Below are 21,806 nucleotides of genomic sequence, written 5' to 3'. Positions count from 1 at the left end.
CCTACCGACCCGGTCTACAGCAGCCAACCGGGCTCTGGGTGCATAATTCGCGCATGACGCAAGCCCGACGCAATATCGTGATCCTGATCTCCGGTGGCGGCTCCAACATGGCCGCCATTGTCCGTACTGCCAAGCAAGAGCACTGGCAGCGCCGCTTTGGCGCGCACGTGGCGGCAGTCATCAGCAACAAGGCCGATGCCGGTGGCCTGCAACTGGCCAGTGAGCAGGGCATTGCCACCGCCGTGGTCGACCACAAGGCCTACCCCGATCGTGCCGCGTTTGACAGGGCGCTGGCCGAGCAGATCGACAGCCACCAGCCGGCGCTGGTGGTGCTGGCCGGTTTCATGCGCATCCTCACACCCGAGTTCGTGGCGCGCTATGCGGGACGGCTGGTGAATATCCATCCCTCGCTGCTGCCCGCGTTTACCGGCCTGCACACGCACCAGCGCGCGATCGATGCCGGCTGCAAGTACGCTGGCGCTACCGTGCACCAGGTCACGGCCGAACTCGACCACGGTCTGATCCTGGCCCAGGCGGTGGTGCCGATCCTGCCCGGCGACACGGCCGAAGCCCTGGCCGCGCGCATCCTGACGCAGGAGCACCTGATCTACCCACGCGCCATCGCCGACTGGCTGCAGCAGACCACACCGGTCCTGGAGGCCGCATGAACCCGAACCAGCTGCCCGTGACCGTTCCCGCCCCGAATGACGTGGTGGTGGCCTGGCCTGAACAGCCGCAACAGCTGTTCCTGCTGCTGCATGGCGCAGGTCAGCGCCCGGCCGACATGCTGGACATGGCGCAGCAACTGACCGACAGCTTTCCTGATGGACTGGTCGCCTGTATCGCGGCGCCGCACCAGCACGATGACGGCGAAGGTTTCCAGTGGTATTCCGAGCGTGGCGAAAACGATGACAACCGGCTGGAACGCGTGTTGCCGGCACGCGACGAGCTGATGCGCACGCTGCAAGCCTGGCAGCAGACCTGTGGCCTGGGCGCGGAACGCACGGCCTTGGTGGCGTTTGGCCAGTCAGCCATGCTGGCGCTGGAGGCGGTGGTGGCCAGCGAACAGGTGGCGGCGCGTCTGTATGCAGTTGCTGGCCGTTTTGCCACGCTGCCTGAAGCCATGCACCTGCAGACCTCGCTGCATTGGCTGCATGGTCGCCACGACACGCGCATGCCTTACCAGGCCGCGACCGAAGCCGGCTACCGCCTGCGTGCGCTCGATTGCGACTTCACCGTGGATGTCTTTCCCGATACCGGCCATGAATTCAGCGCCGAGATGCAGGAGCGCCTGCTGCACCTGCTGCGCAACCATGTACCGCTGCGCATCTGGCGCGAGGCGATGCAGCAATCCGGCCAGCCCGCGGCCGATGACGATTGCACGATTCACTGATGGATACGTTTCGCGTGTGACAGGCGCTTGACATTTGACCCGCTTGCCTCAAACTGGACGGTATTGATTGTTCCAGTGAGGGCTGTTCCGTTCATGACCGATTCGATTGTGGGTTTCCTGTTGCGCGTGTTCCTGTGGGGCGCTGCCGCCATCTTCACCATCAGTTTCCTGATCGTGGGGGCGTTTGCGGCCGTGCTGGGCGGCATCTGGATGCTGCTGACCGGTCGTAATCCCTTCAAGCTCTATCAGACCTATGCCGGCTTTGCGCGTCGCATGCCGGGCGGCGGTTTCCAGTGGGGCATGCCTGGCGCCGCCACGCAGCCGGCGACCGAGCCGCAAACTGCCAGCGAGCGCGTGCAGGAGCGTTTCAGCAACCCGCGTACCGAGGTCGAGGACGTGGCCGTGAAGGAAGTACGCTAAGCCGCTGGCAGTAGTGCCTTCAGGCCTTGCGTAGCACGACGGCAGGCTGGGTGCGCGGCAGCAAGGCCGTGGCCAGACCCAGCAGCGGCAACCAGGCACACCACTGGTAGACCCGCACAATGCCGTGCTGGTCGGCCAGCTGGCCCAGGCCGGCAGCGGCCATGCCACCCAGGCCAAACATCAGGCCAAACATCAGCCCCGACACCAGGCCCACGCGCCCCGGAACGGCTTCCTGTGCATACACCACCATCGCCGAAAACGCCGAGGACATGATCAGGCCGATCAGGATCACCAGCACGGCGGTCCAGAACAGGCTGGCGTGTGGCAGCAGCAGCGCAAACGGCGCCACGCCCAGGAACGACACCCAGATCACCGCCTTGCGACCAATGCGATCGCCCACCGGACCGCCGGCAAAGGTGCCGGCCGCCACTGCCGCCAGGAACATGAACAGGTACAGCTGGCTGTCACGCAGGCTGATGCCGAAGCGCTCCATCAGGTAGAAGGTGAAGTAGTTGGTGATGGAGGCGGTGTAGACAAATTTGGCAAACATCAGCACCGCAATCACGGCGATGGCGCGGATGACGGTGGCACGGTCCAGCGGCGGAGGCTGCTGGCTGGCGAGCTTGCGGATCTGCGCCTGGCCATGGCGCGCGCTCCAGCGTGACAGCTGCCACAGCACCACGATGGCGAGCAGGGCGATCAGCATGAACCAGGCGATGGCCGGCTGGCCGAATGGCACGACGATGGCGGCTGCCAGCAAGGGGCCGATCGCCGAGCCGGTATTGCCACCGACCTGGAACATCGACTGCGCCGTGCCAAAGCGCCCGCCCGAACCCATGCGCGCCACGCGCGAGGCTTCCGGGTGGAAGGTGGCCGAACCCAGCCCGACCACACAGGCGGCCACGATCAGCGTCGGAAAACTGCCGGCCACGGCCAGCATGCCGATGCCGGTCAGCGTCAGCACCATGCCGCTGGGCAACAGCCAGGGCTTGGGGTGCTTGTCGGTGTAGAAGCCGATCCAGGGCTGGAACAGCGAGGCCGTGACCTGGTAGGCCAGCGCGATCAGGCCGATCTGGCCAAAGCTCAGCGCAAACTGCGTCTTCAGCATCGGGTAGATCGCCGGCAGCAGCGCCTGGATCAGGTCATTCAGCAGGTGCGACAGGCCGACGGCGGCCACGACCGGCAGCACAAAGCCCGGCGCGGGTGCGGCCGTCGTTGCAGAAGAAGAGGAAGACATGGACATGACAAACAGGCACCGGCTTGCGCTGGTGCCTGGGGTCATCGGGTTACGGGAAGGCTCAGGCTTCCTTGCGCAGCGCCGGGAACAGGATCACGTCGCGGATGCTGCCGCTGTCGGTCAGCAGCATGATCAGGCGGTCGATGCCGATGCCGCAGCCACCCGTGGGCGGCATGCCGTATTCCAGCGCACGGATGAAGTCGTGGTCGAAGTACATGGCCTCGTCGTCACCGGCGTCCTTGGCATCGACCTGGGCCTGCAGGCGCGCGGCCTGGTCTTCGGCGTCGTTCAACTCGGAGAAGCCGTTGGCCATCTCGCGGCCGGTGATGTAGAGCTCGAAGCGCTCGGTCACCTCGGGACGCTCGTCGTTGGCGCGGGCCAGCGGGCTGATTTCGGTCGGGTGCTCCATGATGAAGGTCGGCTGCCACAGCTGTTCCTCGACCTTTTCCTCGAAGAACAGCACCTGCAGCGCGGGCAGGCTGCGCTGGCTCAGGCGGTCCTTCTCTTCGCTCATGCCGAGGCGCTTGAGGGCGTCGATCAGCCAGACGGCGTTGTCCACGTTGTCGCCGGCATCGGTATGCGCCAGGATCGCTTCGCGGATCGTCATGCGGCGGAACGGCTGCGACAGGTCGATCTCCTCGCCACCCTGGTAGGTCACGGTCAGCGAGCCGCGCGCCTGCATGGCGACATGGCGAATCAGCTTTTCGGTGTAGTCCATCAGGTCCTGGTAGTTCCAGAACGCCGCGTAGAACTCCATCATGGTGAATTCGGGGTTGTGGCGGACGCTGATGCCTTCGTTGCGGAAGCTGCGGTTGATTTCGAACACGCGCTCGAAGCCGCCGACGATCAGGCGCTTCAGGTAGAGCTCGGGCGCGATGCGCAGGAACATGTCCTGGTCCAGCGCGTTGTGGTGCGTGACAAAGGGCTTGGCGTTGGCGCCGCCCGGGATCGGGTGCAGCATCGGCGTCTCGACTTCGAGGAAGCTGTTCTGCACCATGAAATCGCGCATGCTGCTGATGGCCTTGCTGCGTGCGACGAAGCGCAGGCGTGCGTCTTCGTCAGTGATCAGGTCCACGTAACGCTGGCGGTACTTCAGCTCCTGGTCGGACACGCCGTGGAACTTGTCCGGCAGCGGGCGCAGGCTCTTGGTCAGCAGGCGGATGCGGGTGGCGTGCAGGGAGAGCTCGCCGGTGCGCGTCTTGAACACATGGCCTTCGGCGGCGATGATGTCGCCCAGGTCCCACTTCTTGAAATCGGCATAGACCTCTTCACCCACGGCATCGCGCGTGACGTAGATCTGGAAACGGCCGGTGGCGTCCTGCAACGTGGCAAAGCTGGCCTTGCCCATGACGCGCTTGAGCATCATGCGGCCGGCAATCGTGGCCGGCGTGCTGTTGCCGGCAGCGATTTCTTCCTCGAACTGCTCCTTGGTCTTGCCGTCGAGGGCCTGCACCAGGTCGGCGGCACGGTCGGAGGGCTTGAAATCGTTCGGGAAGGCCACGCCCTTGCCCTCGGCCTGGGCGGCGCGCAGGGTTTTCAGTTTCTCGCGGCGTTCGGCAATGAGCTGGTTTTCGTCGGCGGCGGGAACTTGGGAGGCTTGTTGCTGGTCGGACATAGTGAGATTTGGCTGCCTATGCGGCAGCGAGTAGATATATGGGTTTTTTGAGTTGCCTATGCGGCAAGAAAACGCTGCCAACCGCACAGAGTGGCAGTAGACCGGCCAGAAAGGCCGTAAATTTGGGTAAAACCCGTATTTTAGGGCTTCGGCTGCCTGCTGTCTTGTCTGCAGCGTGTAGCCTTGCCGTTGAGCCGGGCTGTTGCGCCGGCAAGACTCTGGAAGGAAGTCCCATGCAAGATACGCTTGTCGCCCATTGGCGTCCCCTGTCCCTGGCTGCCATGCTGTTGCTGGGAGCCTGTGCGCAGCAGGCTCCGCTGACTGAAACCACGGCACCATCACAGTCCCGGCCACCGGCCCCCTTGGCCAGCAAGCAGGCGCAGCTGTATGGCGCACAGGTGATGGCCGCCCCGGCGGCGGTCGGCATGGCCAGCATGGACCGTCGCGCCATCATCATGCCGCCCGAGTACCGCCCGCCGGTACAGAACACCGAGCAGTACGGCCAGATCCAGGACAACCCGGTGCATGTGGTGGCGCGTGAGCCCGTTTCCACTTTCAGCATCGATGTGGATACCGGCAGCTACGCCAATGTGCGCCGTTTCCTCAACAACGGCCGACTGCCGCCGGTAGACGCGGTGCGCGTGGAAGAGCTGATCAACTACTTTCCCTACGATTACGCGCGTCCGGCCGACAGCCGCCATCCGTTTGGCGTGAGCACTGAAGTGGCGCAATCGCCCTGGAAGAACGGTGCCGAGCTGCTGCGCATTGCGATCCAGGCGGCTGACCAGTCGTTTGGCAGCCTGCCGCCGGCCAACCTGGTGTTCCTGGTGGACGTATCGGGATCGATGCAGTCCGAGGACAAGCTGCCACTGGTGAAAAAGACGCTGCGCCAGCTGTTGGACCAGCTGCGGCCGCAGGATCGCGTGACGCTGATCACCTATGCCAGCGGCGAACAGCTGGTGCTGCCGCCGACGCCGGGCAACCAGCGCGATACCCTGCTGCGCGCCATCAACAGCCTGCAGGCTGGCGGCGCCACCGCGGGTGAACAGGCGATGCAACTGGCCTACCGCGAGGCTGAGCGCGCCTATATCCGGGGCGGCATCAACCGCATCCTGCTGGCGACCGATGGCGATTTCAACGTCGGCATCACCGACTTTGCCACGTTGCGCGGTATGGTGGCGGAGAAGCGCAAGTCCGGCATCTCGCTGACCACGCTGGGCTATGGCCAGGGCAACTACAACGAGCGCCTGATGGAGCAGCTGGCCGATGCCGGTGACGGCAACTACAGCTATATCGATACCGAACGCGAGGCGAAAAAGGTCTTGCGTCAGCAGCTCACGTCCACGCTAGCCACGGTTGCCAGTGACGTGAAGTTGCAGGTCGAGTTCAACCCGGCCACGGTCAGCCAGTACCGCCTGATCGGCTACGAGAATCGCATGCTGCGCCAGGAGGACTTCAATAACGACCAGGTCGATGCCGGCGAGATCGGCGCCGGCCATGCGGTCACGGCGCTGTACGAGATCATTCCGGCCGGTCGCCAGGGCTGGCTCAGCGATAGCCGTTACCAGCCTGCTGCTCCCGCCGCCACGGCCCACGGCCAGGAATATGCCTATGTCAACATCCGCTACAAGCCGGTCGGCAAGAGCAGCAGTACGCTGCTGAGCGTGCCGGTGCGCACCGGCAGCCAGCCGCTGGCGCAGGCCAGCGCCGACATGCGCCATGCCACGGCGGTGGCCAGCTATGGCCAGTTGCTGCGCGGCGGCAAGACCACCGGAAACTTTGGCTGGAAGGACACGCTGGCACTGGCCAAGGGCGCGCAAGGAGCGGATCCATTCGGCTTGCGCGCTGAATTTGTCGAGCTGGTCGAGATCGCTTCCAGCCTGTCCAGCCGAACACCGTCGGTGACGGTCGAGGAGCCGCCGCCGGCACTGCGTCCGGTCCCGCTACCGCGCCCGGTACCGGTCGTGCCGATCCCGCATCCGCGCCTGCCGGTACAGCCGCAGCCGTATTGAAGCGACCTTGAAAAAACAGCCCGTGTAGCCAGAAGGCCAACACGGGCTGTTGTCACCAGGACGCAGACGCTCAGGCGCTGACAGCCTCGGCCGGCTTGCGTTGCAGCATGGCCAGCGTGTGGGCCACGGTCTTGCGCAGTTCGCGGCGGTCGCAAATCATGTCGATCGCGCCCTTTTCGAGCAGGAATTCGGCGCGCTGGAAGCCGTCTGGTAGCGTCACGCGCACGGTGTTCTCGATCACGCGCGGGCCGGCAAAGCCGATCAGCGCCTTGGGCTCGGCAATCACCACGTCGCCGACAAAGGCGAAGCCGGCACTCACGCCGCCCATGGTCGGATCGGTCAGCACGCTGATATAGGGCAGGCCCTGCTTGGCCAGGCGCGTCAGCGCGGCATTGGTCTTGGCCATCTGCATCAGGCTCAGCAGGCCTTCCTGCATGCGCGCGCCACCGGTGGCGGTAAAGCAGACAAAGGGCAGCTGGTGCTGCACCGCGTATTCGACGCCGCGCACAAAGCGCTCGCCGACCACGCTGCCCATGGAGCCGCCCATGAAGTCGAACTCGAAGCAGGCCGCGACCAGCGGAATGCTGTGCACGCTGCCCTGCATCACGATCAGGGCATCGGTCTCGTTGGTGGCGTCCAGCGCCTCTTTCAGGCGTTCCGGGTACTTGCGGCTGTCCTTGAACTTCAGCGCGTCCAGCGGCAGCACTTCCTGGCCGATTTCATGGCGGCCTTCGGGGTCCAGGAACAGGTCCAGACGCTGGCGTGCGCCCATGCGGTGGTGGTGACCACACTCGGGGCAGACGTGCTGGTTCTTGTCCAGATCGCTCTTGTACAGGGTGGTATCGCAACTCGGGCACTTGATCCACACGCCTTCGGGGATGAAGGTGGAGCGCTCGGACGATCGCGGGGTCTTGGTTGCCTTGGTCGGCAACAGTTTTTCCAGCCAGCTCATAGGTTTGCTTTCGTATTCTGATGCAGCGACATTATGCATCCAGTGCGCTACGGATATCTTGCAGGAAGCTTGCAGCCGCCTGCGGGATACCCTCGCCGGTCTGGTCGGCGATCAGCTGCATGATCTTGCTGCCGATGACCACGGCATCGGCATGCTGGCCGATGGCGCGCGCGCTCTCGGCATCGCGGATGCCGAAACCGACGCCAATCGGGATCTTCACATGCTGGCGGATGCGCGGAATCGCCTCGGCCACGGCAGCCGTATCCAGCGCGCCGGAACCGGTCACGCCCTTGAGCGAGACGTAGTAGACATAGCCGGTGGCCAGCGCTGCCACTTCCTGCATGCGCTGCTCGGTGGAGGTCGGGGTCAGCAGGAAGATCTGGTCCATGTCGTGGGCGCGCAGCTGGGCGGCAAAGTCGGCGCTTTCCTCGGGCGGGAAGTCCACCACCAGCATGCCGTCGATACCGGCGGCGCTGGCATCTCGCGCAAAGCTGCCGGCACCGTGGCGCAGCTCGTAGTTCTCGACCGCGTTGCCATAGCCCATCAGCACCACCGGGGTGCTGTTGTCCTGCTGGCGGAACAGGCTGACTTGCTCCAGTACGGTTGCCAGGCTCACGCCCTGGGCAATCGCCTTTTCGCCGGCAGCCTGGATCACGGCACCATCGGCCATCGGGTCGCTGAACGGGACGCCGAGTTCGATGATGTCGGAGCCGGCCGCGACGGCGGCGTGCATCAGCGGCACGGTGCAGTCACGCTCGGGGTAGCCGGTCATCAGGTAGGGAATCAGGGCCTTGCGCTTCTGCTCGGCCAGACGCTGCAGGGTGGGCTGGATACGGCTCATGCCTGGCCTCCTTTCACAACCAGACCGCGCATCGAGGGGCGGTCGTAATAATCTTCGCCGGACAGGTCGGCCACGGTGCCGATGTCCTTGTCGCCACGGCCGGACAGGTTGACCAGGATCGCCTGGTCGGGCGACATGGTCTTGGCCAGCTTCATGGCATGGGCCACGGCGTGGCTGGATTCCAGCGCCGGGATGATGCCTTCGGCGCGGCACAGGTAGTGGAAGGCGTCCAGCGCTTCCTGGTCGGTGATGCCGACGTATTCGGCACGGCCGATCTCCTGCAGCCAGGCGTGTTCGGGACCGACGCCGGGGTAGTCCAGGCCGGCGCTGATGCTGTGCGTTTCGGTGATCTGGCCGTTGGCGTCCTGCAGGATCATGGTGCGGTTGCCGTGCAGCACGCCCGGCTCGCCGCGCTCCAGCGAGGCCGAGTGCTTGCCACTGTCCAGGCCTTCGCCAGCGGCTTCAACACCGATCAGGCGCGTGCCAGCATGTTCGATATACGGGTAGAAGATACCCATGGCATTGCTGCCGCCACCCACGCAGGCGACCACCGCATCGGGCTGGCGGCCCTGGTGCAGCGCCGGCATCTGTTCCAGGCATTCCTGGCCGATGACGCTCTGGAAATCGCGCACCATCATCGGGTAGGGATGCGGGCCGGCTACAGTACCGATGATGTAGAAGGTGTTGTCGACGTTGGTGACCCAGTCGCGCATGGCCTCGTTCAGGGCGTCTTTCAGTGTGCGGCTGCCAGATTCGACCGGCACCACGGTGGCACCGAGCAGCTTCATGCGGAACACGTTGGGCGACTGGCGCTTGACGTCTTCTGCGCCCATGTAGACCACGCACTCCAGGCCCAGGCGGGCGCAGATGGTGGCGGTGGCCACGCCGTGCTGGCCGGCACCGGTCTCGGCAATGATGCGCGGCTTGCCCATGCGCTTGGCCAGCAGTGCCTGACCGATCACGTTGTTGATCTTGTGGGCACCGGTGTGGTTCAGGTCCTCGCGCTTGAGGTAGATCTGGGCACCGCCCATTTCGCGGCTCATGCGGGCGGCATGGTAGATCGGCGAGGGACGGCCGACGTAGTGCGCCAGCTCGTAGGCGAATTCGGCCTGGAATTCGGGATCGTTCTGGTAGCGGGCGTAGGCCTGCTTGAGTTCGTCAATGGCGTGGGTCAGGGTTTCGGAGATGAAGGCACCGCCGAACTTGCCAAAGTGCCCGTTGGCATCGGGATAGGAGTAGCTGGTCATGGGGAAGATCCGGTCAGACAGGAAGGGCGTCAGCGGCACGGACGGCCGCGACGAAGGCGCGCATCTTGTCGGCATCCTTGATGCCCTTGGCCGACTCTATGCCGGAACTGACATCGACAGACAGCGACTGGCAGCGATCACGCAGGCGCGTGATGCCGTCGCCCACGTTTGCAGGCGTCAGTCCACCACTCAAGACGAGGGGAGCGTTGACGTTTGTTGTAAGGAGTGACCAATCGAATGCCTTGCCACCGCCGCCATAGCCATCGACCTTGGCATCGAGCAGGATGGCCTGGGCGCGGGAATACTGTTGACAGAATTGTAGCAAGTCAAAGCTGCTGCCGGCCCCCAGCGGGATATGCGCGGCGCGCAACCAGGCGCGCTGGCCGGCGGCCTGCTCGCAGCGCTGCGGGCTTTCATCGCCGTGGAACTGCCAGCTGGCATGTGGCACGGCTGCTGCGGCTTCCTGCAGCAGGGTGTCATCGGCATTGACGAACAGCAGCACCGGGGTGACGAAGGGCGGCAGCCGCCGCGCCAGCTGGGCGGCACGATGCGGGCTGACGGCGCGCGGGCTGGGCGCGTAGAGCACGAAGCCGATGGCATCGGCACCGCAGGCCACGGCTGAGTCCACGTCCTGTTCACGGGTGAAGCCGCAGAACTTGATGCGGGTACGGGGGAGGGAGACTTGCATGGGGCGTATTGTGGCCCATGGGCCTGATTCGTGTTGCAGCCCCGGCAATGGCCGAGGCGCTTGTCTGCCGATTTATCCCGGCAACCACTCAAACGCCGCCGTCCGCTCCGGCAGCCCCCACTCCGTCGCATACACCGGCCCGGCAAAATACAGCCCGTCTGGCGAGAAGGTCGGCGCGGCGGCATCGCGGCTGCGTGCGGCAATCACCTGGTCTATCCATTCCGGCGGCTGGTTGCCGTGGCCAACGGCCAGCAGGCAGCCCATGAGGTTGCGGATCATGTGGTGCAGAAAGGCATTCGCCTGGAATTCGAAGCGCCAGTAGGCGCCGTGCCGGCTGATGGCAATGCGCTGCACCGTCTTCACCGGGCTCAGCGCCTGGCAGGCAGCGGCGCGGAAGGACGTGAAATCGTGCTCGCCCAGCAGGCGCGCCGCGGCATCCTCCATCGCCGCCTGGTCCAGCGGGCGGAACACCCAGCCAACGCGGCCGCTTTCCAGACTGGGCCGCACCGGCGATTCCAGCAGCACATAGACATAGCGCCGCGCGATGGCGCTGGCGCGCGCATGGAAGCTGTCCGGCACGGCCGCCGCCCACTGCACCGCGATGTCATCGGGCAGATAGGTGTTGGTGCCGCGCATCCAGGAGATTGCGCTGCGCTCGATCTCGGTATCGAAGTGCACCACCTGCATCAGCCCGTGCACGCCGGCATCGGTGCGGCCGGCACACAGCGTGTTCACTGGTGGGCCGGCGGTAAAGCGCTGCAGCGCCAGTTCCAGCTTGTCCTGCACGGTGTTGCCGCAGGGCTGGCTTTGCCACCCCAGATAGCGGCTGCCCAGATAGCTTACGCCCAGCGCGATCCGCATGGTGCCTCAGTCCTCGTCACTGGCGGCAATGCGCGCCAGCAGCGCCTCGGCGTCAGCCTTCAGGCTGTCGCTCTCGGTCTTGTCGGCCACTTCCTGCGCCAGCACGCGGGCGCCATCCAGATCACTGATCGCCAGGAACTCGCGCGCCAGCGACAGCTTGGTCAGCAACGCGGCCTCGCCGGGCTGGAGGTCCGCCGGACCTTCAATATCGAGCGACAGGTTGCTGAAATCGAATACCAGCGGCTTGCTGTCGGATGTCGCGGGTTCGGCTCCCTCCGGGGAGGCCGCCTTATCCGGCAGCTCCAGCGTCAGGCCGGACAGGTCTTCTTGTTCGGCGGCGCTATCGGCCACAGCTGCTGTGGCCGCGATCGGCGCTGCCTCCGGCACCAGCTCCTGTTCCAGCGCCGGCACATGGTCCGGCTGGCTCAAATCCATCGCGCGCGACAGCGCCTCGGCCGAGGCGCGCGGGCCGGCTGCGGCAGCTGCTTCGGCCGCCAGGCGCTCGGCCTCACGGCGTTGCGCGGCACGCCACAGCAGCAGGAAGCCGATCACCAGCAGCGCCAGCACGCCGATCAGCGTCCAGGCCCACCAGGGCAGGCTGCCGGCGGGAGCGGATTCGGTGACCGGAGCAGGGGCAGCTTCGCTGGTCGATGCCGGCTGGCTGGCTGGCTCTACCACGGCTGGCGGCGCGATCACGGTAGCAGCGCTCGCGGCTTCCGATGCCGGCAACGCCGGAGCCGGAGCCGCAGATGTGGCGTCCACACTGGCCGAAGCCGCTGTATCAGGTACGGCCACTGCAGCCGTGGCACCAGAGCTGGCGTTGTCGGCTGCTATCGGCGCACTGGCGACCGGTGCAGCAGGCGCTGCAGAGGCCACAGGTGCCGATGCCGAACCTGCTGCCGCCAGCTGCACCAGCCCATAGCCATGCTTTTCATAATCCGCATGCTGCTGGCGGATCAGGGCGCGCGCCTCGTCCGCCGGCGTGGACAGCGCCTGCTCGGCGGTCGGCATGGTCAGCGCCGCGCCTTTCTTGAGCAGGTTGATGTTGTCGGCCATGAAGGCATCCGGGTTCACGCGCAGGATCGCCAGCAGGGTCTGGTCCAGCGTGGCGCCGGCCGGACGATTGGCACTGGCGATGCGGCTGACCATGGCGCCGGGGCGGGTCTGGATCACCTTGGCGCTGCTGGCCGCCACCGGGGCAGAGGCCGCAGCCGTCGTCTGGGCCAGCACTGCCGGTGCGGCAGACAGGCCCAGTGCGGCCGTCAGCAGCAGGGCAGAAGCGGAGGAAGGGCGCGTGCAGCGCATCAGGGTCTGGAGCATGGGGAACACAATTCGATAACAGGCCGCGTGCAGCAGGCGCGCAGCCATCAGGAGGCCGGGCCCCGCAAGAAGGGCCGGCTGGCAATAGCCATAGTCTAACTGCGCGCTGTCCTGCTGGCGTGCCGGCTGCATCCTGTTGCACCCGACAGACTGTGCACAGCAAAAAGGGCGCACCCCCGAAAAGGTGCGCCCTGGACTTCAGCTCAGGCTGGCAGCCATCAGTCTTCCAGCAGGATGCGCAGCATGCGGCGCAGCGGCTCGGCCGCGCCCCACAGCAGCTGGTCACCAATGGTGAAGGCGCCGACGTATTCGGGGCCCATGGCCAGCTTGCGGATACGGCCGACCGGGATCGTCATGGTGCCAGTCACGGCCACCGGCGTCAGGTCCTGCATGGAGGCTTCGCGCGTGTTTGGCACCACCTTCACCCAGTCGTTGTCGGCAGCGATCAGCGCCTCGATGTCGGCCACCGGCACGTCCTTCTTCAGCTTGAAGGTCAGCGCCTGGCTGTGGCAGCGCATGGCGCCCACGCGCACGCAGTAGCCGTCCACCGGGATGGCGGCATCGCCGAGGCCCAGGATCTTGTTGGTTTCGGCCATCGCCTTCCACTCTTCGCGCGACTGGCCGTTGCCCAGGTCCTTGTCGATCCACGGGATCAGGCTGCCGCCCAGCGGCACGCCGAAGTTGGCGGTTTCGTCAGCCGTCAGCGCACGCTGCTTGGCCACCACCATGCGGTCGATTTCCAGGATGGCGGACTTGGGGTCGTCCAGCAGCGCCTTGACTTCGGCGTTCAGCGTGCCGTACTGCGTCAGCAGTTCGCGCATGTGCTGGGCACCGCCGCCACTGGCGGCCTGGTAGGTCTGGGTGCTCATCCACTCGACCAGACCGGCCTTGTACAGCGCACCCACGCCCATCAGCATGCAGCTCACGGTGCAGTTGCCACCGACCCAGTTGTTGCCGCCCTTGGCCAGCGCGTCCTGGATCACCGGCAGGTTGACCGGATCCAGCACGATCACGGCATCCTGGTCCATGCGCAGCGTGGAGGCGGCATCGATCCAGTGGCCGTTCCAGCCGGCAGCGCGCAGCTTGGGGAATACCTCGCTGGTGTAGTCGCCGCCCTGGCAGGTCAGGATGATGTCGCACTTCTTCAGCTCGGCGATGTCGTGTGCATCCTTCAGGGTCTTTTCGTTTTTGGCCATGGCCGGGGCGGCACCACCGGCGTTGGAGGTGGAAAAGAACACCGGCTCGATCAGGGCAAAGTCATTTTCGGCCTGCATGCGGTCCATCAGGACGGAACCGACCATGCCGCGCCAGCCGACCAGACCAACTACGTTACCAACTTTCATCGTGTATCTCCATGCGAATCAATAAACCAGGAACAGGGTGATCCATCTGCAGGCGCACGGACAAGCGGCGTCTGTCAACGGCAATCAGGAAGGGAGGGAGTGTTTCTGGCGGCCCCGGCTCGTCTGGGCCGGTTTTGGCGCACGACGAACCCGGGCTGGTCAGCCCTTGATGGTTGTCGTTTTGATGATGGAAGCAGGCAATGCCGCAGCCACAACAGCAAGAGCTGCCAGGACGGGGAAAAGAGCGACATTGCGAGACATGGGGAACATTATAGGCAGCCCGCGCGCGTGCACGTGCGTGCTTTTTGATGACATCAGTGAAAGCGTGGTTTCTGCGCCATAAAAAACGCCACCCGCAGGTGGCGTTGTGGTGACATGGCGGGAATTACTTCTCGGCCACGGCGCGATAGGTGATGGCGCCCAGGATGCCGCCCACGATGGGAGCGACCCAGAACAGCCACAGCTGCTGCAGCGCCCAGGGCTCGGCAAACAGTGCCACGCCGGTGCTGCGCGCAGGGTTGACCGAGGTGTTGGTCACCGGGATGCTGATCAGGTGGATCAGCGTCAGCGCCAGGCCGATGGCGATCGGGGCAAAGCCGGCCGGGGCGCGCTTGTCGGTAGCGCCCATGATGATGAACAGGAAGAAGCCGGTCAGCACGATCTCGATCAGCAGCGCGGCCATCAGGCTGAACTGGCCGGGGGAATGGTCACCGTAGCCGTTGCTGGCGAAGCCTCCGACCTGGCTGAAATCGGCCTTGCCGCTGGCAATCAGGTAGAGCACGCCACCGGCGGCAGCGGCACCCAGCACCTGCGCCACGATGTACGGCAGCAACTGGCTGGCTGGGAAACGGCCGCCGGCCCACAGGCCAAAGGACACCGCCGGGTTGAAGTGGCCGCCCGAGATATGGCCCACGGCATAGGCCATGGTCAGCACGGTCAGGCCGAAGGCCAGCGAGACGCCGGCAAAGCCGATGCCCAGTTCGGGGAAAGCCGCGGCCAGTACGGCGCTGCCGCAGCCGCCAAATACCAGCCAGAAGGTGCCAAAAAATTCGGCGCCATACTTGTTCATGAAGATACTCCTTGTGATAACTGTTGCGCCTGTGTAGTGGCGCCAATCCAGAGTGTAGAAAAACCGGCTGACGGTTTTGTGTACCTGACAACCGGCCTGTACAACAAGTTGCCAATACCGTGCAAATGTCGCAGTTCGGCCGTTGCTTTTATACTGGCCGCAACCTGTTCCACCCTGACTCCGGAGGTCTGCATGAAATCCCGCGCCGCTGTTGCCTTTGCCCCTGGCCAACCCCTGCAAATTGTCGAGCTCGATGTCGCGCCGCCGCAAAAAGGCGAGGTGCTGGTCAAGATCACCCATACCGGCGTGTGCCATACCGATGCCTTCACGCTCAGCGGCGAGGATCCGGAGGGCGTGTTCCCGGCCGTGCTTGGCCACGAAGGCGCCGGCGTGGTGGTGGAAGTGGGCGAGGGCGTGACCAGCGTCAAGCCGGGCGACCACGTGATTCCGCTCTACACCGCCGAGTGCGGCGAGTGCCTGTTCTGCAAGAGCGGCAAGACCAACCTGTGCGTCTCGGTGCGCGCCACGCAGGGCAAGGGCGTGATGCCCGATGGCACCACGCGCTTCAGCTATAACGGTGAGCCGATCTACCACTACATGGGCTGCTCCACCTTCAGCGAATACACCGTGGTGGCTGAAGTCTCGCTGGCCAAGATCAACCCGGCTGCCAACCACGAGCAGGTCTGCCTGCTGGGCTGTGGCGTTACCACCGGCCTGGGCGCAGTCTCGCACACGGCCAAGGTGCAGGAAGGCGATACCGTGGCCGTGTTCGGCCTGGGCGGCATCGGCCTGGCGGTGATCCAGGGTGCCAAGATGGCCAAGGCCGGCCGCATCATCGCGGTCGACACCAATCCCGGCAAGTTCGAGCTGGCACGCCTGTTCGGTGCCACCGACTGCATCAACCCCCAGGACCACGAGCAGCCGATCCAGCAGGTGATCGTCGAGATGACCGGCTGGGGCGTGGACCACAGTTTTGAATGCATCGGCAACGTCAATGTGATGCGCGCCGCGCTCGAGTGCGCACACCGCGGCTGGGGCCAGTCCGTCATCATCGGCGTCGCCGGTGCTGGCCAGGAAATCTCCACCCGCCCGTTCCAGCTGGTGACCGGCCGCAAGTGGCTGGGCACTGCCTTTGGCGGCGTCAAGGGCCGTACCGAGCTGCCCGGCATGGTCGAGCAGGCGATGGACGGCACCATCCAGCTGGAGCCTTTCGTCACCCACACCATGCCGCTGGAAGACATCAACCAGGCGTTTGACCTGATGCACGAAGGCAAGTCGATCCGCAGCGTGATCCATTACTGATCCGGACGCGGCATACGCCACAACGGGGCCGGCATCGCCATGATGCCGGCCCCGTTGCCCGTTTCAGGATGGCGCCAGTGCCTGGCGCCGTGGTGTCTCAGTGGCCCACGTTGATCTTCTTCCAGCCCGGGTGGCTGAAGTAGTCGCCATAGGTATTCAGTGCCTTGGCCACGCTGACCACGCCATCGGCACGCTTGGCGTTGCCCTGCTTGCCCTTGGTCATCTCGCTACCCTGCATCATCTGCGCGATCAGGCCGTGCAGCTGGGCGTCGGCCTTGGGCTCGAGCTTGCAGTTCTTGATGATGTAATTGATCTGCGTATTTACCTGCTTGTCGAAGGCGGCGTAGTCGGCGGCGCTGGCCTGCTTGCTGTGGGCGCGTTGCAGCATCTTCTGGGTCGAAGCGTGGATGGCGTTCATGCCTTGGCGCAGCGGGGCGTCGCTGGCCCATTTCTGGCCGTTGTTGAGCTGGATCGCGGGTGTGGCGCCGTGATCGCCATGGTTATGACCACCCTCGGCAGCCAACACGGCCAGCGGGCTGGCGAGAGCGACGGCGAGGATCAGGGGCAGGGAACGGCGTTGCATGATGGGAATCTCCTGGAATAGACAGTGCAATAGTGCGTTGGGCTTGGGCCGGATCAGCCGGCTTGCTGTTACTAACGACGGGCGCAAGCAAAGGTTCCCGCAGGCCTCCAGATTTTCTTGAAAAAATAAAAAGGCACCCGATGCAGGTGCCTGGTCGTGCCGGGAGCGTGGTGTGGCCTCAGGCCTGCCGATCGCGTATCACGCCGATAATAGCGCCCAGCGGCACATAGGGCGAGCGCCAGCTGCGGCTGTCGCTGGAGGCGGCGCGGTTGTCGCCCAGGAACACGCCATGTCCGGCCGGCACTTGCCAGCTGCCGGTCCTGCCGCCCGGATGTGCCACGTAAGTCTCTGGCACCGGCTGGCCGTTGCGCTGCAGGCCGCGGTGATCCAGCTGCAGCCGGTCGCCCGGCAGGCCGAGCAGGCGCTTGACGATGCGTTGCTGTAGCTCTTCGCAGTACAGCACCACGATGTCGCCGTGGCGCAGCTGGCTGGCATGGTGCACCGGGCGTGCCAGCAGCAGCTGACCGGCCCGCAGCGTGGGCTGCATCGAATGCGATTCGACCCGGATCACCAGACCCGCATAACGGCGAAAGCCCAGCGCCGCAGTTGCTGCGGTCGCCAGGGCTATCGGCCAGAGCCAGAGGTTGCTCATGGCTCGGTGGATCAGTGGGCGTGGTGCGCGTGGCCGTGGCTGCCGCAACCACCGCCGTGTCCGTGATCGTGGTCATGGCCTTCGGCGTACTTGAAGAAGGACACATAGTCTTCCACGTGGGCACGTGCGGCCACCAGATCGTCGATATCGAAGTTCATGCTGGCGCGGGCCCGCTCGAAGCGGCTCTGCAGTTCGGCATGCTGCTTTTCGGGCATCAGGGCCAGCAGCGGCTGCAGGTTGCCATCGAGCATGGCGGCATCGGCAGCGATGACCTTGGGATCCAGCGCAGTACCGCTGGGCTTGATGCCGTCGTAACCGGCACCTTCACCAGCGCGGTGGATACGCACCAGGTTTTCCAGGAAGTGGCGATCGGCCAGTTCAGCGGCTTCGCCGCCCAGGGCACGTACGCGGATTGCACGTTCGAAGATCGTGCGCAGTTCGGCTTCGCCATCGGCAAAGATCCACTTCAGGGCGTAGTTGGCATTGCCGGTCTGCAGCGCCTTGTGGCCATCGACAACGGCGGGACCGTCTTCGGTATCGCAGTGGGCGCTGGCACGGCGCGGGGTCAGGGCGATCAGGGCAAACAGGACGATGGCCGAGAGGATGAGGGTGATCATGGACATGGTGTTCTCCTTGGGGTTGATGAAAAAGCCGCCGTCATCTGGCCGGCTTATCCATACAAACGAACGGGAGCGCAAAAGGTTCCATGATCACGATCCATGAAATTGTTACTTGTTGTGTAACTGCTCTTCCTGCGTCGGTTCTGCCGAGTAGCGGCTCAGTAGCAGGGCCAGCAGTTTGGCACGCTGGGTGTCATTGAGCAGCTCGCGTTCGGCCGCCAGCTGCGCAATCACGCGTTGCTGCTGGGCCGTCTGCAGTTCGGCGATGCGTGCCTGCTCCCGCTCGATGGCGGCCGGGTCCGGCGTTGGCGCCAGGATCGCCTGCACCAGGGCTTCGCGGTGCTGGCGGATCTGCTCCCAGTTGCGGCTCAGGTCCTGCAGAAAGGGCTGTTCCAGCGCCTCCCACTGCTGGCGCTGGGTCGCGTCCAGGGCCAGCATGTCGGTCAGCTGCTGCGGGGCGGCATCGGCCTGTGGCCGCCATTGCTGCCAGGCCACGGCCGACAGCATGCCGAGGTTGAGCGCCAGCGAAGCGGCCAGCAGCCAGTTCAGGGATTTGCGGTAGTTCATGGCAGCGTCCTTGTCATGCGGCAGAGTTCGGGGGCGGCGCAGAGCCCGCCTGGCGGGACCGGATCGAACACGCGCACGCTGTTGATGCCGGCCGTGGTGCCGACGGTGGCTGCCGGCAGCAGGCCGCCGCCGAGCCAGAGGCCGGCCGCCAGTGCGACGCTGGCGGCCACGCCACCCGGCACGCCGCCGATCCAGCCCAGCCAACTGCTGAAGCGTCCGTCACGGCTGCGGCCAGGCTGGCTGCTGGCAGGCGGCCGCGTCTGCGGATGCGCCTGCAGGCGATCGTGCAGGTTGGCGGCCAGGTCAAAGCCGAGCGCCGGCTCGGGCAGGGCACGTGCCGCGAGCTGCAGGTTGGAAAACACCTGTAACTGCCGCTGGCACAGCGGGCACTGTTGCAGGTGGGCGGCAATCTGTTCGCACTCGCACGGGGCGAGTTCCTGGTCCAGATAGGCAGACAGGTCATCGACAGGAGGGCAGGTCATGGCGGTCTCTCTCTTTCTCATGGGGGCATGGCGGCGGCCAGGGCAAGCCGCGCACGGGCAATGCGCGACTTGATGGTGCCCAGCGGTACATCCAGTACCTGGGCAATCTCGTCGTAGGACAGTTGTTCGATCTCGCGCAGCAGCAGCACTTCGCGCTGGTCGGCGGGCAGGCGGCCCAAGGCGGCATCGAGCAGTTGCAGCTGCTGGGTGCCCTGCAGGGCCACATCTGGCGTTGGGCCGGTATCGACCAGTTGCGCCGCATGCTCCGGCTCCAGCGCGACAAAATCGACGCGCTGGCTGCGCCGCAGCATGTCGTAGGCTTGATTGCGCGCAATGCGCAGCAGCCAGGTGCTGAACTGGGCGTCGGGACGCCAGCGTGGCAGTGCTTCGTAAGCGTGCATGAAGGTCTCCTGCGTCAGGTCCTGCGCATCCTCACGCGTGCGCGTCAGGCGCAGCAGGAAGCGGTAGACGCGCTCCTGGAAGCGCCGTACCAGCTCGGCGAACGCGGCGGCATCGCCGCACTGGGCGCGGGCAATGCAGTCGTCGTCGGTGAGTAGGCTGGTCGTGATTCGCATGGCTCTGTTATAGCGTTCAACGAATGGCGCGCAGAAAAGTTCCCGGCAGCGGCAAAAAAGTGGCCCTTGCGGTGCCACTGCCCGCATGGGCTGATGGCGACAAGGCCGCAGCGACAGCAGGGCGTCATCCGCGCAGTGTATGCTTGGACCGATATCGGCCAGTGTCTGGCGTCATTTCTTGTGGAGGAGCAAGCCCATGCAACGCATTGAACAGCGCGCCAGCTTTGGCGGTCGTCAGGAAGTCTGGAAACACGCCAGCAGCAGTACCGGCACCGAGATGACCTTCGGTATCTACCTGCCGCCGCAGGCACTGGCCGGCCAGCGCTGCCCGGTGCTGTACTGGCTGTCCGGCCTGACCTGTACCGAGCAGAACTTCATCACCAAGGCCGGCGCGCAGCAATTTGCCGCACAGCACGGCCTGATCGTGGTGGCACCCGATACCAGTCCGCGCGGCGAAGGCGTGGCCAATGACGCCGCCTATGACCTGGGGCAGGGTGCCGGCTTCTACCTGAATGCCACGCAGCAGCCCTGGGCGGCGCATTTCCGCATGGAAGATTACGTGGTGCAGGAACTGCCGGCGCTGGTGGAGCAGCATTTTCCGGCCACCGATGCGCGCAGCATCAGCGGCCACAGCATGGGTGGCCATGGCGCGCTTACGCTGGCCTTGCGCCATCCGGGTCGCTACCGCAGCGTCAGTGCCTTCAGCCCGATCGTGGCGCCGACCCAAGTGCCCTGGGGCCAGAAGGCCTTGCGCGCCTACCTGGGCGATGACGAAAGCGCCTGGCAGCAGCACGATGCCGTGGCGCTGATTGCCACGGCGCAGGAGCGCCTGCCGCTGCTGGTGGATCAGGGCATGGGCGATGAGTTCCTGCAGGACCAGCTCAAGCCGGAGCTGTTGCAGGCGGCCTGCGAGCAGCACGGCCACCCGCTCACGCTGCGCCTGCAGCCGGAATACGACCACAGCTACTACTTCATCGCCAGCTTTATCGGCGAGCACCTGGCGCACCACGCAGCGGCGCTGCGCGGCTGAGTCGCTCGCCGTCTACTCCAGCCAGCGCTGGCCTTGCGCCAGCTGCTGGCGCAGTTCGTCCAGGCGCACAAAACGCGCGGCGCGATACAGCTCGCGCCCCTGCAGATACAGCAGCACGACCGGCACCGTCAGCACATGCAGGCGCGAGGCCAGTTCCGGCACTTCGTCCAGCTCGACGATGGCCGGGTGCACCTGCCCGAACTCCGCTGCCAGCGCCAGCACGCGCGGGCGCAGCGCATGGCAGACGCCGCAGCTGCGCGAACCGACCTGCAGCAGGCGCAGGCCGTCTCCGGCCAGGTGCTGTTCCACCGCGGCCAGATCGTGCAGGTGCAGGCCATCGGCCGTCATGCGGGGATCTGCCTCAGTCCTTGATCAGGCCTTCGGCGCGCATCGCCTGCTGCACGGCCGGACGCGCGGCCACGCGGGCGCGGAAGGCCTGCAGGTGGGCCAAGCCGGACAGGTCCAGCTGGACGAGATCAGCCCAGTTGGTGGTGACGAACAGATAGCCGTCGGCCACGGTAAAGGTATCGCCCATCAGGTAGTCACGCTGCGCCAGCTCCTGGTCGATATAGGTGTAGAGCTGGGTCAGGCGCTTGCGCGAGGCGTCCTTGGTGGCGTCGGAACTGCGCGGGCGGAACATCGGAGTGTAGCTCTTGTGCACCTCGGTGGCGATGAAGTTCAACCAGGACTGCAGCTGGTAGCGCGCCAGCGTGCCGTTGGCCGGCGCCAGGTTCTTCTCGGGAACCTGGTCGGCGATGTACTGCACGATGGCCGGGCCTTCGCGCAGCATGGTGCCGTCGTCCAGCTGCAGCATCGGCACATAGCCCAGCGGGTTGATCGTGTAGTAGTCGGTGCCATCGGCCAGCTTGTGGTCGGGCAGGGTCACGGCGATGGCCTCGTGCGGCAGGCCGGCCTCGAGCAGGGCGATATGCGGGGACAGGGAGCAGACACCTGCGGCGTAATACAGCTTCATGGAAACCTCGTTCTCATCAGGGTG

The 21,806-nt window shown here is 65.4% G+C and carries 24 protein-coding genes; 6 read left to right on the top strand and 18 right to left on the bottom strand.

Translation table 11 applies throughout. From position 1 onward, the window contains the following. The first annotated feature begins 53 nt into the window (after positions 1-53). From purN to ACI3EV_RS09635, 3 genes are all read left to right on the top strand, one after another. A complete protein-coding gene (gene purN, locus ACI3EV_RS09645; RefSeq protein WP_337690282.1) occupies positions 54-668 on the top strand; it encodes a phosphoribosylglycinamide formyltransferase in 615 nt (204 codons plus the stop codon). Then, on the top strand, positions 665-1,393 hold the full coding sequence (ypfH, locus tag ACI3EV_RS09640; protein ID WP_337690285.1) for an esterase: 729 nt from the start codon (positions 665-667) through the stop codon (positions 1,391-1,393). The genes purN and ypfH overlap by 4 nt, the downstream gene beginning before the upstream one ends. Positions 1,394-1,486: 93 nt before the next feature. Beyond that, positions 1,487-1,813 (top strand): hypothetical protein, encoded by a 327-nt coding sequence (locus ACI3EV_RS09635; RefSeq protein WP_329771311.1) that lies wholly within the window; start codon positions 1,487-1,489, stop codon positions 1,811-1,813. A gap of 19 nt (positions 1,814-1,832) precedes the next feature. Here the strand turns inward: ACI3EV_RS09635 and ACI3EV_RS09630 are convergent, their stop codons facing one another. Together ACI3EV_RS09630 and lysS are read right to left on the bottom strand one after the other, a co-directional pair. Continuing rightward, entirely contained in the window at positions 1,833-3,056 is a 1,224-nt protein-coding gene (locus ACI3EV_RS09630) for an MFS transporter (RefSeq protein WP_337690287.1), read from the bottom strand. Positions 3,057-3,111: 55 nt separating this feature from the next. Continuing rightward, positions 3,112-4,665 (bottom strand): lysine--tRNA ligase, encoded by a 1,554-nt coding sequence (gene lysS / locus ACI3EV_RS09625; RefSeq protein ID WP_329771309.1) that lies wholly within the window; start codon positions 4,663-4,665, stop codon positions 3,112-3,114. Positions 4,666-4,898: 233 nt separating this feature from the next. Here lysS and ACI3EV_RS09620 point away from each other — a divergent pair, with 233 nt between their 5' ends. Beyond that, positions 4,899-6,677, top strand: coding sequence for a VWA domain-containing protein (locus ACI3EV_RS09620; protein ID WP_337690289.1), 1,779 nt, complete (start codon positions 4,899-4,901; stop codon positions 6,675-6,677). 70 nt (positions 6,678-6,747) lie between these two features. On the opposite strand, the gene accD is transcribed toward ACI3EV_RS09620, so the two are convergent. The 8 genes from accD to aqpZ all read right to left on the bottom strand — a co-directional run bounded on the left by accD (position 6,748) and on the right by aqpZ (position 14,998). Continuing rightward, a complete protein-coding gene (accD, locus tag ACI3EV_RS09615) occupies positions 6,748-7,629 on the bottom strand; it encodes an acetyl-CoA carboxylase, carboxyltransferase subunit beta (protein WP_337690291.1) in 882 nt (293 codons plus the stop codon). Positions 7,630-7,660: 31 nt separating this feature from the next. After that, complete coding sequence (trpA, locus tag ACI3EV_RS09610; protein ID WP_337690293.1) at positions 7,661-8,470, bottom strand: tryptophan synthase subunit alpha; 810 nt, start codon at positions 8,468-8,470, stop codon at positions 7,661-7,663. Next, complete coding sequence (gene trpB / locus ACI3EV_RS09605) at positions 8,467-9,717, bottom strand: tryptophan synthase subunit beta (protein ID WP_337690296.1); 1,251 nt, start codon at positions 9,715-9,717, stop codon at positions 8,467-8,469. The genes trpA and trpB overlap by 4 nt, the downstream gene beginning before the upstream one ends. A 13-nt stretch (positions 9,718-9,730) precedes the next feature. Then, the gene (locus tag ACI3EV_RS09600; protein ID WP_337690298.1) at positions 9,731-10,405 is read right to left on the bottom strand and encodes a phosphoribosylanthranilate isomerase; all 675 of its coding nucleotides are present in this window, start codon (positions 10,403-10,405) and stop codon (positions 9,731-9,733) included. A 72-nt stretch (positions 10,406-10,477) separates the two neighbouring features. Further along, positions 10,478-11,266 carry a tRNA pseudouridine(38-40) synthase TruA gene (gene truA, locus ACI3EV_RS09595; RefSeq protein WP_337690299.1) on the bottom strand — a complete coding sequence of 263 codons (789 nt, stop codon included), beginning with the start codon at positions 11,264-11,266 and terminating at the stop codon, positions 10,478-10,480. Between the two features lie 6 nt (positions 11,267-11,272). After that, on the bottom strand, positions 11,273-12,586 hold the full coding sequence (locus tag ACI3EV_RS09590; protein WP_337690302.1) for a FimV/HubP family polar landmark protein: 1,314 nt from the start codon (positions 12,584-12,586) through the stop codon (positions 11,273-11,275). A gap of 218 nt (positions 12,587-12,804) precedes the next feature. Continuing rightward, positions 12,805-13,929, bottom strand: a complete 1,125-nt coding sequence (gene asd / locus ACI3EV_RS09585) for an aspartate-semialdehyde dehydrogenase (RefSeq protein WP_337690304.1) — start codon at positions 13,927-13,929, stop codon at positions 12,805-12,807. Positions 13,930-14,314: 385 nt separating this feature from the next. Continuing rightward, positions 14,315-14,998: an aquaporin Z gene (aqpZ, locus tag ACI3EV_RS09580; RefSeq protein WP_329771300.1), complete on the bottom strand. Its 684-nt coding sequence runs from the start codon at positions 14,996-14,998 to the stop codon at positions 14,315-14,317. Between the two features lie 192 nt (positions 14,999-15,190). On the opposite strand from aqpZ, the gene ACI3EV_RS09575 reads away from it, so the two are divergent. After that, positions 15,191-16,300, top strand: coding sequence for an S-(hydroxymethyl)glutathione dehydrogenase/class III alcohol dehydrogenase (locus tag ACI3EV_RS09575; RefSeq protein WP_329771299.1), 1,110 nt, complete (start codon positions 15,191-15,193; stop codon positions 16,298-16,300). 97 nt (positions 16,301-16,397) lie between these two features. Here the strand turns inward: ACI3EV_RS09575 and ACI3EV_RS09570 are convergent, their stop codons facing one another. The 6 genes from ACI3EV_RS09570 to ACI3EV_RS09545 all read right to left on the bottom strand — a co-directional run bounded on the left by ACI3EV_RS09570 (position 16,398) and on the right by ACI3EV_RS09545 (position 19,779). Next, complete coding sequence (locus ACI3EV_RS09570) at positions 16,398-16,883, bottom strand: hypothetical protein (RefSeq protein ID WP_337690307.1); 486 nt, start codon at positions 16,881-16,883, stop codon at positions 16,398-16,400. Positions 16,884-17,061: 178 nt separating this feature from the next. Continuing rightward, positions 17,062-17,535, bottom strand: a complete 474-nt coding sequence (lepB, locus tag ACI3EV_RS09565; protein ID WP_337690308.1) for a signal peptidase I — start codon at positions 17,533-17,535, stop codon at positions 17,062-17,064. A gap of 11 nt (positions 17,536-17,546) precedes the next feature. After that, entirely contained in the window at positions 17,547-18,005 is a 459-nt protein-coding gene (locus ACI3EV_RS09560) for a DUF6448 family protein (protein ID WP_405198069.1), read from the bottom strand. A 258-nt stretch (positions 18,006-18,263) separates the two neighbouring features. After that, the gene (locus ACI3EV_RS09555; RefSeq protein ID WP_337690312.1) at positions 18,264-18,722 is read right to left on the bottom strand and encodes a periplasmic heavy metal sensor; all 459 of its coding nucleotides are present in this window, start codon (positions 18,720-18,722) and stop codon (positions 18,264-18,266) included. After that, entirely contained in the window at positions 18,719-19,204 is a 486-nt protein-coding gene (locus tag ACI3EV_RS09550) for a zf-HC2 domain-containing protein (RefSeq protein ID WP_329771294.1), read from the bottom strand. The genes ACI3EV_RS09555 and ACI3EV_RS09550 overlap by 4 nt, the downstream gene beginning before the upstream one ends. 17 nt (positions 19,205-19,221) lie before the next feature. Continuing rightward, positions 19,222-19,779, bottom strand: a complete 558-nt coding sequence (locus ACI3EV_RS09545) for a sigma-70 family RNA polymerase sigma factor (RefSeq protein WP_337690315.1) — start codon at positions 19,777-19,779, stop codon at positions 19,222-19,224. Between the two features lie 196 nt (positions 19,780-19,975). Between ACI3EV_RS09545 and fghA the strand changes: the two genes are divergently transcribed. Further along, the gene (gene fghA, locus ACI3EV_RS09540; protein ID WP_329771292.1) at positions 19,976-20,809 is read left to right on the top strand and encodes an S-formylglutathione hydrolase; all 834 of its coding nucleotides are present in this window, start codon (positions 19,976-19,978) and stop codon (positions 20,807-20,809) included. 12 nt (positions 20,810-20,821) lie between these two features. On the opposite strand, the gene ACI3EV_RS09535 is transcribed toward fghA, so the two are convergent. Both ACI3EV_RS09535 and gstA read right to left on the bottom strand, forming a co-directional pair. Next, positions 20,822-21,157 carry a thioredoxin family protein gene (locus ACI3EV_RS09535; protein ID WP_337690318.1) on the bottom strand — a complete coding sequence of 112 codons (336 nt, stop codon included), beginning with the start codon at positions 21,155-21,157 and terminating at the stop codon, positions 20,822-20,824. Between the two features lie 13 nt (positions 21,158-21,170). Next, the gene (gene gstA, locus ACI3EV_RS09530; protein ID WP_337690320.1) at positions 21,171-21,782 is read right to left on the bottom strand and encodes a glutathione transferase GstA; all 612 of its coding nucleotides are present in this window, start codon (positions 21,780-21,782) and stop codon (positions 21,171-21,173) included. Positions 21,783-21,806: the final 24 nt, after the last annotated feature.

The organism is Allobrachymonas wangyanguii (genome assembly GCF_045055315.1).
Taxonomy (GTDB): domain Bacteria; phylum Pseudomonadota; class Gammaproteobacteria; order Burkholderiales; family Burkholderiaceae_C; genus Brachymonas; species Brachymonas wangyanguii.
Note: the sequence above shows the minus strand (reverse complement) of the source record. Positions and strands in the feature narration are given on the sequence as shown.

Bases quoted from the DNA above. Each gene is read 5' to 3' on its own strand.
- purN (WP_337690282.1), top strand. From the start codon at position 54: ATGACGCAAGCCCGACGCAATATCGTGATCCTGATCTCCGGTGGCGGC.
- ypfH (WP_337690285.1), top strand. From the start codon at position 665: ATGAACCCGAACCAGCTGCCCGTGACCGTTCCCGCCCCGAATGACGTG.
- ACI3EV_RS09635 (WP_329771311.1), top strand. From the start codon at position 1,487: ATGACCGATTCGATTGTGGGTTTCCTGTTGCGCGTGTTCCTGTGGGGC.
- ACI3EV_RS09630 (WP_337690287.1), bottom strand. From the start codon at position 3,056: ATGTCCATGTCTTCCTCTTCTTCTGCAACGACGGCCGCACCCGCGCCG.
- lysS (WP_329771309.1), bottom strand. From the start codon at position 4,665: ATGTCCGACCAGCAACAAGCCTCCCAAGTTCCCGCCGCCGACGAAAAC.
- ACI3EV_RS09620 (WP_337690289.1), top strand. From the start codon at position 4,899: ATGCAAGATACGCTTGTCGCCCATTGGCGTCCCCTGTCCCTGGCTGCC.
- accD (WP_337690291.1), bottom strand. From the start codon at position 7,629: ATGAGCTGGCTGGAAAAACTGTTGCCGACCAAGGCAACCAAGACCCCG.
- trpA (WP_337690293.1), bottom strand. From the start codon at position 8,470: ATGAGCCGTATCCAGCCCACCCTGCAGCGTCTGGCCGAGCAGAAGCGC.
- trpB (WP_337690296.1), bottom strand. From the start codon at position 9,717: ATGACCAGCTACTCCTATCCCGATGCCAACGGGCACTTTGGCAAGTTC.
- ACI3EV_RS09600 (WP_337690298.1), bottom strand. From the start codon at position 10,405: ATGCAAGTCTCCCTCCCCCGTACCCGCATCAAGTTCTGCGGCTTCACC.
- truA (WP_337690299.1), bottom strand. From the start codon at position 11,266: ATGCGGATCGCGCTGGGCGTAAGCTATCTGGGCAGCCGCTATCTGGGG.
- ACI3EV_RS09590 (WP_337690302.1), bottom strand. From the start codon at position 12,586: ATGCTCCAGACCCTGATGCGCTGCACGCGCCCTTCCTCCGCTTCTGCC.
- asd (WP_337690304.1), bottom strand. From the start codon at position 13,929: ATGAAAGTTGGTAACGTAGTTGGTCTGGTCGGCTGGCGCGGCATGGTC.
- aqpZ (WP_329771300.1), bottom strand. From the start codon at position 14,998: ATGAACAAGTATGGCGCCGAATTTTTTGGCACCTTCTGGCTGGTATTT.
- ACI3EV_RS09575 (WP_329771299.1), top strand. From the start codon at position 15,191: ATGAAATCCCGCGCCGCTGTTGCCTTTGCCCCTGGCCAACCCCTGCAA.
- ACI3EV_RS09570 (WP_337690307.1), bottom strand. From the start codon at position 16,883: ATGCAACGCCGTTCCCTGCCCCTGATCCTCGCCGTCGCTCTCGCCAGC.
- lepB (WP_337690308.1), bottom strand. From the start codon at position 17,535: ATGAGCAACCTCTGGCTCTGGCCGATAGCCCTGGCGACCGCAGCAACT.
- ACI3EV_RS09555 (WP_337690312.1), bottom strand. From the start codon at position 18,722: ATGAACTACCGCAAATCCCTGAACTGGCTGCTGGCCGCTTCGCTGGCG.
- ACI3EV_RS09550 (WP_329771294.1), bottom strand. From the start codon at position 19,204: ATGACCTGCCCTCCTGTCGATGACCTGTCTGCCTATCTGGACCAGGAA.
- ACI3EV_RS09545 (WP_337690315.1), bottom strand. From the start codon at position 19,779: ATGCGAATCACGACCAGCCTACTCACCGACGACGACTGCATTGCCCGC.
- fghA (WP_329771292.1), top strand. From the start codon at position 19,976: ATGCAACGCATTGAACAGCGCGCCAGCTTTGGCGGTCGTCAGGAAGTC.
- ACI3EV_RS09535 (WP_337690318.1), bottom strand. From the start codon at position 21,157: ATGACGGCCGATGGCCTGCACCTGCACGATCTGGCCGCGGTGGAACAG.
- gstA (WP_337690320.1), bottom strand. From the start codon at position 21,782: ATGAAGCTGTATTACGCCGCAGGTGTCTGCTCCCTGTCCCCGCATATC.